We start from the raw sequence: 14,231 nt of genomic DNA, 5'->3' as shown, positions 1-14,231 counted from the left end.
AAAGAAGCACCCGCAGGGGGCGGGTATTCGGGTCGCGTGTAGTCGCAGTCGGAGGGGTGAGTCAAAGCATTTGTCCCTTTCGAGACACCCCCCCGCGCCCCGAAACCCTTGAATGTCCAAATAATTTCCGTGAGATTGTGGCCCTTGCCCGTGAAGCGGCCGCGTGACGTGGCCCCCGGCCGGGAGCGCCCCACATGCCCGCATCCGTCCTCATCGTCGATGACGAGAAGAACATTCTGCTGACCCTGAGCCAGTCGTTACAGCTTGCCGGGTATCAGACACATCTGGCGGCCAGCGGCCAGGTGGCGCTCGACGTGGTGAGCGCGCGTCCGGTGGACGCGGTGTTGATGGACGTGAAGATGCCGGACATGGATGGGCTGACGGCGCTGGCCCGGCTCACGGAGCTCAAGCCGGAGCTGCCCGTCATCATGATGTCGGGGCACGGCACCATCGACACGGCGGTGAAGGCGACCCAACTGGGCGCGAGGGACTTCCTGGAGAAGCCCATCGCCCGGGAGCGGCTGCTCGTCGCGCTGCGCAACGTGCTCAAGCACCAGGCGGCGATGGAGGAGCTCAGGGAGCTGCGCGAGCAGCTCGGGCGCTACGACATGGTGGGCAGCGGCCCGGCCATGCAGCGCATCTTCTCGCTCATCCAGCGCACGGCGCCCTCGGAGGGGCGGGTGCTGATTACCGGTGAGAACGGCACGGGCAAGGAGCTCATCGCCCGGGCGCTGCACCAGAACTCGCGGCGCAAGGCCAACCCGTTCGTGAAGCTCAACTGCGCGGCGGTGCCTCACGAGTTGATTGAAAGTGAACTGTTCGGCCACGAGAAGGGCGCCTTCACCGGAGCGGTGAGCGTGCGGCGCGGCAAGTTCGAGCTGGCCCACGAGGGCACGCTGTTCCTCGACGAGATTGGGGACATGCCGCCGGCCATGCAGGCCAAGCTCCTGCGCGTGTTGCAGGAGGGCGAGCTGGAGCGGGTGGGCGGCGCCGAGACGCTCAAGGTGGACGTGCGGGTCATCGCGGCGACGAACAAGAATCTGGAGAAGGAGATCTCCGCGGGGCGCTTCCGCGAGGATTTGTATTACCGCATCAACGTCGTCCAGATTCACTCGCCGCCCCTGCGCGAACGGCGCGAGGACCTGCCGGACCTCATGGGGGCCTTCCTCCGCGAGGCGTGCGCGAAGAACGGGCGCCGCCCGCTGACGCTGTCTCCGGACGCGCTGTCGGTGATGAGCGCGTATGACTATCCGGGCAACGTGCGCGAGCTGCGCAACCTGGTCGAGCGACTGGCCATCCTCTGCGAGGGCCCCATCGTCACCCGGACGGACGCGCTGGAGCTGCTGCCCCGGGGGCGCGGTGGCGTGCCGCCTCCGGTGGAAGTGACGGCGGCGCTGACTCCGCCTCCGCCCACCGTCGATTCGGCCGTGGTGGTGGCGGCCAGCACGCCGGCTCCGGCCCTGGTGGCGCCCCCTCCCCCGGTGTCAGCGCCCGTCCAGGCGGGCTTCCAGCCCCGGGCCGACAAGACCTTCCGCGAACAGGTGGAGGACGCCGAGCGGGAGATCATCCTGTACGTGCTTGCCCATACCCACGACAACGTGACGGAGGCCGCGCGACTGCTGGACCTGGAGCGTGGACACTTCTACAAGAAGATGAAGGCGCTGGGGCTGCGGCGGGGCTCGTCCGAGGCATGACCCACGATGTCTCCGGTCAGGAGACAGTCCATCGTCCAAGCTCAAGGCGAAGATGGGCCGTTGAAGCCTCCGCGGCACCGCCGCGACAGGCCCTGTTCCTCAACTTCGATTTGTCCTTCTTGCTCAAATCCCTCCAGGGCTCGAATGGGTGCGCGGTTCGAGACCGCCAGAGAACAACGGCTCTCCAGCCACCTCGCAGCGACTGCTCATGGAGAAACGAAGCGAGCTTCTGACCAGGCGTCAGCAGCTTCAGGTCCGAGCTCAGGAGATAATCGAGAACAGCGGGCTGTCTTGCTTCAACGGCTCTTTCGATGGCGCTCGCGACGACCCCTGTTCGCAGGTTCGGGAAAGCCTGCTTCGAGAGCATGGACTGGACCTCGCTCAGCGAGCCCTCATCGATGAACCGATAGAGTTTTTCGGCACGCTGCTTCTCTCGCGCAATCGAGACGACCCAGAGCAAGACAAGCCCGGCGAATGGCAGGAGAATCATGAGCCAATCCATCAACGTCCTCATGGCCTCATCATATCATCGACCCACCCGCGGAGGCCCGTGACGGAACATCACGGGCCTCCACCAGGCGGACTCAGAGTGGCTCGGCCGTCGCGCAGCTCGGGGACGCGCTCTCCGCCACTCCTCGCGTCAGGGACTTCCGGTTCGCGTCGGTGAAGGGAGACACGCCCAGCACCACGCAGGTCCGGTAGAGCAGCGCCTTGCTCGCGGGGAAGGCGGTGATGGGCGAGCTGAAATCGTTGTTGAAGTACACGCTGGTGAGCGCCGAGCCGTAGAACGGGCTGGAGCCCCACGCGAACTTCTTCCCCGTCACGCCCGTGTTCGGATTGAGCCCGCTGTACTGCGCGGACTGGAAGGGCCACTCGCCCGCGGAGAAGTCCCCGCTCAACAGCGCCCGTCCCGTGGCCGCCTTCGTCGAGCCGTTGTTGGTGCTGTAGCCGCCGTACACGAGCCCCGCGTCCTGGCCCAGCTTCAGCTCCACGAGCCCCAGCTCGTACAGCACGCCCGTCCCCGAGTGGCGCGCGAGCAGGCTGTGATACTTGCGCGTGGCGCCGATGGGCTCGTTCCACGTCCACCCCGCCTGCGTCGTCAACGAGCCCGCCACGGGGGACTGCGTGGTGAAGTGATTGCGCGTGTCACCCCACTGCACGTTGCTGAGCGGGGCCTGGGTGTCCGAGTCCGCGAACTCCACGACGCCGTAGGGCCCGCGCATGTCGAAGGAGAGCTGCCCCGCCACCGCCTCGCCCAGGTCCAACCGGGTGTCGAAGCGCGGGAAGTCCGTGCCCTTCTCGAAGACCCACCGAAGGGTGACGGGCACCATGAACTTCTGATGGGCCGCCAGCGCCGCGGGCGTATTCGCCGTCACATCCGGCATGGCGACGCGGGTGCCCCACTTCGGATAGGCCGTCGTGAAGGTATGGCTGGCGGACGTGGAGCCCGGAACGATGGCCGAGTGCGAACCCTGCACCGCGAAGCCGTACCCCAGCGGCGAGTCATCCTCTCCATGCAGCCCCGCGATGGTGCCGGACGAGCCGTTGTCGAACGTGCGGTACAGCTCGTGTCCGACGAAGTAGCCGAAGCCGCTCTCACCGCCGCCCGTGCCATCCACCGTCACCGTGCGCCAGTCCGCGCCGGCCTGGACCTGATACGTCAACTGGACGGCATAGCCTCCATTGCCCGCGGGCGTCTGCCGCTTCAGCGACACCGTGCGAGGGCGGCCCCGCGAGTCCGTCCACGTGTAGCGGTCCACCGAGTGTCCACCCACCACCGTGGACTCGCGAGAGACGCCGTCGCCCTGCTCCAGGCCTGGGTCCGTGGGGCCAGCGTCAGTCCCTGCATCCGAGCCACCGGCGTCCGGCGTGCCGGCATCACCCACTCCCGCGTCATCCGGACCCGGGTTGTCATCGTCCGAGTCACAGGCAGCGAGGCAGAGGGTTGTCGTCAGCAACGTCAATCCGAGCCATCGTCCGTTCGTTCGCATGTATCGCAGCTATCACGACTCACGACATCTGGCGCCAGCTCGGTTGCTTGATTCGTCACTCACGAGCCGTTCTGCTGAGATGACGACGGATGCCCTCGTGAAGCGCACGTGCCCTCAACGCCCATGACGGGGGACTCTATCGAGGCTCCATCGTCTAGACAGGCTGAAGGTTTCGTCCACGGTTGCTTGAAAACCCGGCGCGCACCGCGTCATCGGACGCACGGTTTCAGCGGAGTGTCCAATCACCTAATCTCGACGTGCAACATGCACCTGAGACCCGTTCCTGGAGGACGCATGCGAAGCATTCTCGGAGGACTGCTGGCGGCGGCGCTGTTCGTGGGCTGCGGTGGCGGAAACGAAGGCGGAGCCGAAGTCCCCTTGCCCGAGGGCGAGGTGTCCGCGCAGGCCATCTGCGACAGCCAGTACATCATCAAGTATTACGACAAGACCTATACGACGGTGCTCGGCACGATGCAGTGCGAGTGTGGCGCGTCGCCTGTCTACACCGGGGCCCTGACGCTCTATCCCAAGCGGTACAACCAGGGCACCTGTCCCTGAGTGACTCACGGCCCGCTCCCTGTCCCGGAGCGGGCCGCCCTCCTGCACGAGCCTCAGCAGGGAGTGCATTCCCTCACGGCATACTCCGTCCGCTGCCCGAAGAGCTTGCACGGCGTCCAACAACCACAACCTTCGGTGCCCACCTGTTGCGAGTACGTGTCGTCCGAGTAGTACTCGGTGAGACAGACATATCCACCACTGGCCTCCGCTTCGGACGGGCTCGACATCATCCCCATCGCGAACCCGAAGGGCATTCCCAGCACCATGCACACCGCGAGCAGCTTCTTCTTCATGTGAGCATCTCCGCGTCAAGGACCTGAACGGCGCCTTCCACTCGAGATACTGCTTCGTCGCCCCCTCGCTTCGGGGGCCGCGAAACCCTATCACAGGCATCCGCCAGGGCGGCGCTACGGAACCCCAAGCAGGCGCAGTCCCGCCGCGGTGACAGCCGCCGCCACCACCACCGCGATGAAGGGCAGCCGACGCCAGGCCAGGAGCGCTCCGACGAACACCCCCGCCGGCCTCGCCCACCCCGCGAAGCCTCCCTGCACAATCAACGTCGACGTGGCCACGAGCGCCGCCAGCATCGCGATGGTCGCCATGGACATCAGCCCCTGCACCCTTTCGGACAACTGGAGCCGCTCGCTCAACAACGGCCCCGCGATTCGAAAGCCGAACGTCCCCACCGCCAGCACCAGAATGGGCAACAGCGTCATCGCAGGGCCACTCCCACGGCGAGAATCGACAGCAACACCGGCACACCCACGGGCAACAACGGCGTCGCCGCCAGGGCGATGAGCGCTCCCACCAGCGCCACCCGTCGCCCCTTGGTGGCCTTGAGCCTCACCCCTTCGGACGCGTCCTCCTCCTTGGGCGGAAGCAACGACGGCAACAGCAGCGCGAGCATGCTCGCGGGGAACGCCGCGTCGAGCCCCAGGAGCTCCGGGTTGCCCACCGTGCGTCCCGCCCAGCCGCCCACCACCACGCCCAGGTTCCACGCCACGAACAGCATGCCGCCACACAACCAATAGGCGGCGCGCTTGCGCCCCGGCTCCCGCTGCGCCAGGGCGAAGGCCACCGACTCATCCACCATCAGGTGCGCGCCCAACAACCGCGTGGGCCACCGCTTCCCCAACACGTCCGCCACCGCCATTCCAAACGGCAGGTGCCGCGCGTTCAGCAACAGCCCCGCGAACACCGCCGCCACCGGCGTGGCACCCGCCGCCACCATCCCCACCGCGACGAACTGCGCGCCGCCCGCGAACACCACCACCGACATGAACAGGGCCATCCACACCGACAGCCCCGCCGCCACCGCGAGCGCGCCAAACGACACGCCCACCACTCCGGACGCCAGCGCCACGGCACCCACATCCCGGACGAGGGCGCGATCCACGTTTCCCATGCGCACCAATGTGGACAGAAGCCTGTCGTTCGTCAATAAGAACGACCATGCCGGTAAAACGAACGACCAGGCCACCCCGCCCGCTGGATGCCATCGCCATCGCCCTGCGCCGGGAGCGCGAGCGCGCGGACGTGTCGCTGTCGGAGCTGGCCCGGCGCGCCAACATCTCCAAGTCCACGCTGTCGCAGCTGGAGTCAGGCAGCGGCAACCCCAGCATCGAGACGCTGTGGGCGCTGGCCGTGGCCCTGGGCGTGCCCTTCAGCCGCCTGGTCGACCCGCCCACCCGCGAGGTGCGCGTCATCCGCGCGGGCGAGGGCGCCGCCATCCGCTCCGAGCAGGCCCACTTCACCGGCATCATGCTGTCCGCCTGTCCTCCCGGCGCACGCAGAGATATCTACGTCATCAGCCTGGAGCCCGGCGCCTCCCGCAACGCCCAGCCCCACATCCCCGGCAGCGTCGAGCACCTGGTCGTCAGCAAGGGCCGCCTGCGCGCGGGCCCCATCGACGCCACCGTGGAGCTGGGCCCCGGCGACTACGCGACCTTCTCCGGCGACGTGCCCCACATCTACGAGGCGCTCGCACCCCACACCGTGGCCGTCATGGTGATGGAGCACGTGTAGGGGCACCCACCCCCGGTGAGGTGGAAATGACAGCGAGCGGGCACAAAACGCCGCGGGGCCGGAGAACGAGGACGCTCCGAAGCTGAACCGTCGCTCAGGACATGGGAGACTCGGAGGAGAATGAGCACGGCCTCCATCCTCGGAATCGACTTCGGGACCACCAACACCTCGGCGGCCTTCTTCGACAAGGCGGGCAAGCTGCGGTTGGTGCCCGTGACGGACAAGAGCTTCACGCTGCCCTCGGTGGTGTGGTTCCACGCGGCGGACAAGGCCATCGTCGGCCACGCGGCGCGGCGTCAAATCATCGACGACCCCCGCCACACCGTCTTCGGCGCCAAGCGATTCCTCGGCCGCCGCTTCCAGTCCGAGTACGTGACGCAGCACAAGGACAAGTACGCCTTCGAGCTGGTGGAGGCCCCGGACGGCTACACCGCGGTGACGATGTACGGGAAGCAGACGTCGCTGACGGACGTCACCCAACTGGTCATCCGGCAGATTCTCACGCTGGCGACCCACGCGGCCGGAGAGCCCTTCCGCGAGTGCGTGCTCACCGTGCCCGCGCACGCCAGCATCCGCCAGCGCGAGGCGGTGCGACAGGCCGCCCAGCAGTGCGGGCTCCAGGTGCGCGCCATCGTCAACGAGCCCACGGCGGCGGCGCTGTACTACGCCAACCTGCGCAACCCCGAGCAGACGGTGATGGTGTTCGACCTGGGCGGCGGCACGTTCGACGCCACGCTGCTCGCGGTGCAGAACCGCGTGGTGAAGGTGCTGGCCACCGGCGGCGACGCGTTCCTGGGCGGCGCCAACTTCGACGAGCGCATCGTCGAGATGCTGGTGACGGACTTCCAGCGCCAGCACGGCATCGACCTGCGCGGCAACCAGGTGGTGATGCAGCGGCTGGTGTTCGCCGCCGAGTCCGCGAAGATGCTGCTCAGCGCGAAGGACTCCACCGTGCTGCGCGTGCCCTGCATCGCCCAGAAGGACGGCGGCTTCGTCGACTTCGACTACACGCTCACGCGCAAGCAGCTGGAGGAGATGGTGTTCCAGCTCATCGAGCGCGCCGCGTCCGCGTGCGACGACGTGCTGGAGCGCGCGAAGCTGAAGGCCGAGCACGTGGATGAGCTGGTGCTGGTGGGAGGCCAGACGCGCATGCCCGTCATCCGCCAGCGCTTCGCCCACTTCAAGCGCCTGTCCTCGGAGAAGGAGGTCAACCCGGAGCTGGGCGTGGCGGTGGGCGCGGCGATTCTCGGGCGCAACCTGGCGCGCGGCATCAGCGGGCTGGCGGACGTGGTCCCCATGCCCATTGGCATCATGGTGCCCGGCGGCGCGCAGCACGAGGTCATCCCCGCCAACACCCCCGTGCCCGCGACCAAATCCGTCACGCTGGAGCTGCCGCTCATCCCCGGCCCCATCTCCGTCGCCCTCTTCGAATCGCTCGACACCACCACGGTGGACCGCGAGCTGCTGGGCACCGTGCGCATCGACCTGGACTGGCGCACCACGCACAAGGGGCCCACCACCCTGGAGCTGCGGATGGGCCAGGACTTCGTCCTCAACGCGGCCCTCGTCTCACCCCAGGGCGCACGTCACCCGCTGCCCATCACCGACCTGCGCGCCCCCAAGCGCGCTTCGTAGCGCTCGAGGGGCGGACCACCGGAACGAGGCCTCCACCCGCCTCTTCCGGCGCGGGCTCACTGGTACTGGTCGGGCAGCGTCTCCGCGGCGATGGACTCGCCATCTCCCGGGTCCATCACGATGATTTCGGCGGCCGTGTGCACGCCTCCGGCGATGTAGAAGCCCACCCGGACCTGGGCCTCGTCGGTCAGTTGCCCCCGCTTGCGGGAGTCCGTCCAGGCGTAGGTGGTGCGGTCGTCGATGCGCAGCGTGAGGTCCTCTCCCGCGCCGGTGTCGTGGATGGTGAGGTGGTCCGGCCCCGCGTCGACGATGCGCCCACTCACCGCCTCGTCCACCTTGTCCAGGTCCAGGGTTGGGTTCTCGGTCTGCATGGCGCTCCCGTTCCGGAGGCTCCCCGCTCGGCTCCACCCTGACCACCAGGCGAGCCCGAGCCTCTTCGCCCGGCCGACACGGTGAGAGGAGGCCCCCATCCAGTCTTCAAGTTGCCCCCGACGCGCGCGCTGGGCCAGCCATGGCCCGCGCCCCTGCCCCGACTCCCTGCGACGGAGCACCGCGAGAGGGGAGCGGGCACGTCTGGCGCCCGCCCCCCTCCCGAGTCACGGGGTGCGGCTACATGCAGTTGGCGTTGTAGCCAGGGCCGCCGAAGTAGAAGTACCGGCCCCAGCCTCCCGGGTTGTTGCCCTGGATGATGTCGTAGCAGTTGCTGTCATTGCGCCAGGCGCCCAGCGACGCGGGCTCCCGGTAGGTGTTGGCGGTGTCCACGTAGAGCATGTTGCGCGTATAGGCCGAGAAGGAGAAGCCCTGCCCCGGGTAGGAGCCGCTGCCCATGTCCGTGGACGTGTGGAGGTTGCCATTGCGGTTGTCGATGATTTCACCGCCGAAGTCGATGACGTCGGCCCGGTCCATCAACCCCGCGGCGTCGAAGCGCGTGCGCGGGTAGTAGCCCACCCAGACGTCCTGGAACTTCAGCCACCATGCGCCGGTGGTGCCATCCTTGAACCACATCAGCTTGAACTCGTACTGCGGGCCGTTGAAGACGCTGTACTGGTTGAAGCCGCCGCCAATGGTGACGGTGTTGTTCACCTGGACGAACGCGCCGCAGCTCAGGTTGTAGCAACCGCCGCTGCCGTAGTTGTCGGGCGTGAAGTAGATGAAGAGGCGCGCCCGGTCATCGCCGTAGAGGTCCCGGTACTTCTGCCAGCCGGCCTCCACCGTCTCCAGCGTCGAGCCCGAGCCACGGACGACCCACATCTGCGACAGGCTGAACTCGTTGGACAGCTCCGTGAACGGGCTCCAGATGTTGAAGAAGGCCTCGGCGCCCATGTTCGCCACGCCCTGGGAAGCGTGCGCGTACTGGTGCAGGTCCGTGGGGCCGGCGCGCACCGACGGCGTGCCGTACCCCAGCGAGCGGAGCTTGTCGGTCTCCACCGAGGCGTTGCCACGCAGGTGGCCGGGGACCTTCTGACGGAAGTCGTCCAGCGACTCGAAGCGCTTGAGCGTGTCGAGCGTCAGTCGGACGATGGGCACGGAGCCCTCCGGGCAGCGACGCAGCGCGCCCGTGGCGTCCAGGTCGTCCGGCGCGGTCTCCAGACCCTCCAGCGTCGCGGGCTCGGGCCGCCACTTCACGTCGGGTGCCGTGGGGGACGCGACGAGGCGCTCGAGCGACACGGGCTCGGTTCCCGGCGCCAACTGGATGCGGTGGTGCGCCATGCCGGGCTGCCGCAGCGCGGGCTGCGCGTACAGCGGCACGCAGTCGATGCCATCACCGCCCTTGCTGGTGAAGCGGTGCACCACGGACTTCGCGTCGTAGAGCGAGTCGACGTAGTCCTTCATCTTCGCCAGCTCCGCTGAATCTCGCACGCGCTCCACCAGCCCCGCGGACGCGGACGACGAAGGCTCGGCTCCGGTGGCTTCGGGCCCGGCGACTCCGCCACAGCCCACCGCGCCCAGACACAGCCAGGACACAAGTCCCCATCGCATCCCTCGGCGCTGGACGCACGACGGCCTCTGCTGCTCACGCATATGTCGCCCCTTTTCCTCGTGGCTTGTCCGCTGCGATTCGCAGCAGGACAGGGAAGGAACGCTTCACTGGGAATCCTTCGGTTCGAGCCACGACTTCGTCATGCGAGGATGCGGCAACACATCGGAGGACTACGGCATGGTGGGAAGAATGGCGTTGGGCTGGACGCTGATCCGGGTTGTGTTTGGAATTGCACTGGGGCTGGGACACGGGCTGGGGAAGGTCACCGGGGACATGTCCAGGTTCGCCGCGGGCGTGGCGGAGCTGGGGTTTCCCTTTCCGCTCTTCTTCGCGTGGTGCGCGTCGTTGGCGGAGCTGGTGGGTGGGGTGCTCGTGGCGGTGGGCCTGTTCACGCGGCCGGCCGCGTTGTTCGCGGGCTTCACGATGCTGGTGGCGCTGTTCCGCCACCGCGCGGACCCGTTTGGCCGCATGGAGCTGGCGCTGCTCTATCTCACGGTGATGGTGGCGGTGGCCCTCATCGGCGGAGGGCCCTGGAGCCTGGACGCACGCGTGCGACGCAAGGCCTAGAGGCCGCCGGGCTGTGGGCTTCAACACCCTGCTACAGCGTCTCCACGCCCTGCCTCTATCGAAGCACTTGGCCCAGCCGCCGGACCTTCATATGCTACAGGGTGATTGTACCACCTACGCCCCCTCACTCGGCCTCCACAGACTCAGGCAGTCGCACGTTCAAGCCTTCGCTGCGCATCACATGAAGATCGAGAGGACCCTCCATTCCTGCTGTTCAGTGTCCCCCGATGTAGACAAGCGTAAGCGTCGTCCTGACTTTGTGTCAGTGCCAGGGAGTAGATTCTTCTTCATGGAAGACGAACTCACCGCATGTAGCAGCAGGCGAGTTCCGCCCGCGATCAAGAGGTGCTCCTTGAGGCGGACCGTAGAGCAAACGAATGGCAGACGGCCTACCGAACAATCTTCATTCTCAACCTCATCAACTAGAATCAACAATGTCCCATAAACAAGAACTTATCCGCCTATTCCACAGCATCGCTACAACCAATTGGGACGCCGCTAAAAAATCGGCCACGGCAATCGCTGCAGCAGAAGAGGAACGTGGCCACCATGTACTCGCATCTCAACTACGAAGCAGCCTAGCAACACACCCGCCCAGCGCCACTCACGGAGATCTGTTCTCCAAATCAAGTACCGAACGTCCTTTCACATCAACAGCGATATCCGCGCTCAATGCGCCGACTCCGCTCTCTAGCGTCTTCCTACCCAGAAAACTCCGAGATGGGATGGAAGCCATAATTAGCGAGCACCGGCACAAAGACATACTATTCGCAAACGGACTAAATCCAAGACGCCATCTACTAATTCACGGGCCCCCTGGCTGCGGAAAAAGCATGGCCGCACGAGCAATCGCGACTGAACTTGGGCTGCCAGTCTATGTTGTCCGACTCGATGCGATTGTCGGTGCATATCTCGGACAAACCGCCTCTCGCCTGCGTGAACTTTTTAGCTTCGCCGAAGCGTCAAACTGCGTATTACTTATTGATGAAATCGACGCATTAGGGCGAAGCCGAGGGGACCTGCGCGACATTGGTGAACTCGATCGCGTAACCATCTCGTTAATGCAAGAGCTAGAACACTCCAATCCCAGGGGACTTGTAGTCGCAACATCAAACGTTGCCTCAACTCTCGACAGCGCCCTCCTCCGACGTTTTGATACCATCTTCGAGTTCAAATCCCCCTCACGAGAGGGCCTAACTAGCTTCATCTCTCACGAGTCCCTCAAAAGAGACATCAAGCTCAACCCAAACACGCGCCGCAGAGCACTTCAAAGCAAAAGCTATGCAGACGCACTGAGGATTATCGACAACACTCAGCGCGAAACCCTGCTGCGGAAAGTACAATCATGACCACGCCAGCACGCCACTATTTCCTCAATGAAGGGCATGAACTCTCACGAGCAGAGAAGGAAGGCGGCGGTGGCAAACCTAAGTTCGGCCGAATCGATTGGGCTAAGCGAGGACAAATTCTTTCCCAGTCATTGACTGCGGCAAGACAGACAATGGATAGATCACTCGATCCCACAACTACCGATCGTCTCTTTCTCCTCGCAACGCCAGTACTGGCCATCCCCAAACTCTCTGACAACAAGAAAAAACACCCTACGGGAGAGTTTGATGAGCGACCCTCGTTTGCCGGAAAAGAATCCCTCATTTTTCGACGCTTAGGAATCGATCTTGTCGACGTTGCGGCAACAGGCGAAGCAGTTGTGCATGTCACCAGTCAACGAGTCGAGAAGCTCCTCAAAACAACTGCAGCTCTAGAAAAAGAAGGAGAGCGTGAACAAGCGCGCTGGGCCCCTTTAGATAGATTCGATGTGGTTCCGCCTCACATGAAAGTCGACGACTCGTGGCTCGAGAACATCAGCAAATCGACCCCCGTCGAATCAGTAATTAGACTACACGCCTCACTAACACGTATCGACATCGAACTAGTCCTAAGGGCAATTACAGAATCAATTCTCACGGAGGGCGAGACCCTAATCCGCGCCGGGCGAAGTTTTTCTGGACGGCCATGGTTTTCCGCCATGCTTCGTCGCAAGTCGATTGAGCGACTTACGAAGGAGTTTCCTTCTATTCAGGCAATACACCCACCCATGCTGACGGCGTTAGATGGGGCACGGAAGAAGTCTACCGCCAAATCAACCCAAACGGCAGTCCCCTCTACCCCGCCCCCTCTCACGACTACTCCTCCGAGTAATCTGCCTGTGGTGGGAGTGCTCGACTGTGGAATTCCACAGAACCACAACCTGCTCGGAAACTTTATTAGGGGACGATACACAGGAAGAAATTCCAGCGCGGTTGCCGGAGACCACGCATCACTTGTAGCTTCTCGTATCGTATTTGGCGAACTCAACTTCTACAGTGGAGTGAGTGTTCCTCCTCCTGGCAATATTGCAATTGTAGATGTCATCGTTGCCGATCCAATCCACAGCACAGCAGCCAAAACCGTAATTCAAGACGAAGACGTAGTTGATGCCATAGGAACCGTCACAACAGGCAACCCTGAAGTTCGGGTATTCAATTTAAGCTTCAGTGGCTCTCCTCTCCACAACGACGGACGAGTAGAGACAACTGAGCGTCTAATCTACGCACAAGATCTAGATAATTTCATATTCGCAAACGACGTAGTCGTCATAATGTCTGCAGGCAACTCCTTGGGTGGAATGCAGCCAACGAAGCTCTATCCGGACCACATCGACGATCCGCAGTGGAAACTAGGTGGATGGGTAAGCGGAATCAGCACACTCAAGTGCGGCGCCTTTGTGAGCCACCCCGTATCCACTGGAATTGTCAACACAGTGGGGTGGCCTAGTCCATTCACGCGCATCGGTCCACCTATCAGTCAAGCAGCAGCACCGGAGTTCTCAGCACCAGGAGGAGATGTTGGCGCCAACTACCAATCAATTCCTGGAGGGGGTGTCTGGTGCTGCTCAAGCACTGGGGAGTGGGAAGATCACCCCGGCACATCTTTCGCGGCCCCACTGCTCGCAAGAGAAGCAGCACTAACTGTAGAGCGTCTCCAGAAGATTGCTGGGCGGCCATTCGCAGCACTCGTGCGAGCAGTAATGACTCTCACCGCCGCACGGCGCGGGGAAAACACCTACACCAAGCCAATAGCAGCGCTGGCTGAAAGAAGCTTAGGCAGAGGATTTCCAGACTCGACTGTCCTCGCAACGCCTCGTGCAGAACGCGCATTAATTTTCTGGCAAGGCCTGCTAGAAGCATCAGGAGATATTGCTCGCGTACAATTGCCTCTCCCTAAAGCTTGGCTAGTCAAAGCAAAGGAACCGCGAGTTCGACTGATAGTCTCATGGGATCCACCCGTGAACCACGCAACACCGGAAACATGGGCCTGCCGCGAAGTAACAGCTCAACTACGGCCCGCCCCCAACGAGAGAGCGCTTCCGCCGAGCAAGAATGCAAGAGTTCGGAACTCTCCGCTGCTCGATCGCACTTACAACCTATCCGCCGTGCACCTTGATGAAAAGGGTATCGACATATCTGACGACCTATGGGTTGTTGAACTCTCGTACCAGGAAGTGGCCGCATATCCGGTTGGAGTGTCGATCGGCCCATCTCAACGGGTAGCATTCGTGGCCGAACTGACTGATGACCATGAATCACCGACTTCCCCACACGACGAGATACAAAAAATCAAACTCACACAGACCATGACTCAGTTAACCAACCCAATCTTGCCGCTCCCGACAGCTCTACTGGTGACAACAAAATAGCCTCATTGCAACCAAGTCTTTGGCCTATTCTCGTCTCGAAAAGC

14 protein-coding genes are annotated in these 14,231 nt (G+C 63.9%); 7 read left to right on the top strand and 7 right to left on the bottom strand.

What is annotated here, in order from left to right; genetic code table 11:
• Nucleotides 1-194: 194 nt before the first annotated feature.
• Nucleotides 195-1,694 carry a sigma-54-dependent transcriptional regulator gene (locus G4D83_RS01670; RefSeq protein WP_163861856.1) on the top strand — a complete coding sequence of 500 codons (1,500 nt, stop codon included), beginning with the start codon at nt 195-197 and terminating at the stop codon, nt 1,692-1,694.
• Between the two features lie 16 nt (nt 1,695-1,710).
• Here G4D83_RS01670 and G4D83_RS01665 read toward each other — a convergent pair whose 3' ends face one another.
• Together G4D83_RS01665 and G4D83_RS01660 are read right to left on the bottom strand one after the other, a co-directional pair.
• On the bottom strand, nt 1,711-2,184 hold the full coding sequence (locus G4D83_RS01665) for a hypothetical protein (protein ID WP_240356091.1): 474 nt from the start codon (nt 2,182-2,184) through the stop codon (nt 1,711-1,713).
• Between the two features lie 94 nt (nt 2,185-2,278).
• Entirely contained in the window at nt 2,279-3,685 is a 1,407-nt protein-coding gene (locus tag G4D83_RS01660; protein ID WP_163861850.1) for a hypothetical protein, read from the bottom strand.
• 294 nt (nt 3,686-3,979) lie between these two features.
• On the opposite strand from G4D83_RS01660, the gene G4D83_RS01655 reads away from it, so the two are divergent.
• Nucleotides 3,980-4,243 carry a hypothetical protein gene (locus tag G4D83_RS01655; protein WP_163861847.1) on the top strand — a complete coding sequence of 88 codons (264 nt, stop codon included), beginning with the start codon at nt 3,980-3,982 and terminating at the stop codon, nt 4,241-4,243.
• 53 nt (nt 4,244-4,296) lie between these two features.
• On the opposite strand, the gene G4D83_RS01650 is transcribed toward G4D83_RS01655, so the two are convergent.
• The 3 genes from G4D83_RS01650 to G4D83_RS01640 form a co-directional block, all read right to left on the bottom strand.
• Nucleotides 4,297-4,536: a hypothetical protein gene (locus G4D83_RS01650; protein ID WP_163861844.1), complete on the bottom strand. Its 240-nt coding sequence runs from the start codon at nt 4,534-4,536 to the stop codon at nt 4,297-4,299.
• Nucleotides 4,537-4,650: 114 nt separating this feature from the next.
• Nucleotides 4,651-4,959, bottom strand: coding sequence for an AzlD domain-containing protein (locus G4D83_RS01645; RefSeq protein ID WP_163861842.1), 309 nt, complete (start codon nt 4,957-4,959; stop codon nt 4,651-4,653).
• Complete coding sequence (locus G4D83_RS01640; protein WP_163861839.1) at nt 4,956-5,648, bottom strand: AzlC family ABC transporter permease; 693 nt, start codon at nt 5,646-5,648, stop codon at nt 4,956-4,958. Before G4D83_RS01640 ends, G4D83_RS01645 begins: the two co-directional genes overlap by 4 nt.
• 47 nt (nt 5,649-5,695) lie before the next feature.
• Here G4D83_RS01640 and G4D83_RS01635 point away from each other — a divergent pair, with 47 nt between their 5' ends.
• Nucleotides 5,696-6,268 (top strand): helix-turn-helix domain-containing protein, encoded by a 573-nt coding sequence (locus G4D83_RS01635; RefSeq protein WP_163861836.1) that lies wholly within the window; start codon nt 5,696-5,698, stop codon nt 6,266-6,268.
• 120 nt (nt 6,269-6,388) lie between these two features.
• A complete protein-coding gene (locus tag G4D83_RS01630) occupies nt 6,389-7,903 on the top strand; it encodes an Hsp70 family protein (RefSeq protein ID WP_163861833.1) in 1,515 nt (504 codons plus the stop codon).
• Between the two features lie 56 nt (nt 7,904-7,959).
• On the opposite strand, the gene G4D83_RS01625 is transcribed toward G4D83_RS01630, so the two are convergent.
• Together G4D83_RS01625 and G4D83_RS01620 are read right to left on the bottom strand one after the other, a co-directional pair.
• Nucleotides 7,960-8,274 (bottom strand): hypothetical protein, encoded by a 315-nt coding sequence (locus G4D83_RS01625; RefSeq protein ID WP_163861831.1) that lies wholly within the window; start codon nt 8,272-8,274, stop codon nt 7,960-7,962.
• Between the two features lie 238 nt (nt 8,275-8,512).
• Nucleotides 8,513-9,883 carry a neprosin family prolyl endopeptidase gene (locus G4D83_RS01620; protein ID WP_163861829.1) on the bottom strand — a complete coding sequence of 457 codons (1,371 nt, stop codon included), beginning with the start codon at nt 9,881-9,883 and terminating at the stop codon, nt 8,513-8,515.
• A 142-nt stretch (nt 9,884-10,025) separates the two neighbouring features.
• Here G4D83_RS01620 and G4D83_RS01615 point away from each other — a divergent pair, with 142 nt between their 5' ends.
• From G4D83_RS01615 to G4D83_RS01605, 3 genes are all read left to right on the top strand, one after another.
• On the top strand, nt 10,026-10,451 hold the full coding sequence (locus G4D83_RS01615; RefSeq protein ID WP_338041896.1) for a DoxX family protein: 426 nt from the start codon (nt 10,026-10,028) through the stop codon (nt 10,449-10,451).
• A gap of 377 nt (nt 10,452-10,828) precedes the next feature.
• Nucleotides 10,829-11,800 carry an AAA family ATPase gene (locus tag G4D83_RS47070; protein ID WP_338041895.1) on the top strand — a complete coding sequence of 324 codons (972 nt, stop codon included), beginning with the start codon at nt 10,829-10,831 and terminating at the stop codon, nt 11,798-11,800.
• Entirely contained in the window at nt 11,797-14,187 is a 2,391-nt protein-coding gene (locus G4D83_RS01605; protein ID WP_163861819.1) for a S8 family serine peptidase, read from the top strand. The genes G4D83_RS47070 and G4D83_RS01605 overlap by 4 nt, the downstream gene beginning before the upstream one ends.
• Nucleotides 14,188-14,231: the final 44 nt, after the last annotated feature.

Source organism: Myxococcus eversor (genome assembly GCF_010894455.1).
Lineage (GTDB): Bacteria > Myxococcota > Myxococcia > Myxococcales > Myxococcaceae > Myxococcus > Myxococcus eversor.
Note: the sequence above shows the minus strand (reverse complement) of the source record. Positions and strands in the feature narration are given on the sequence as shown.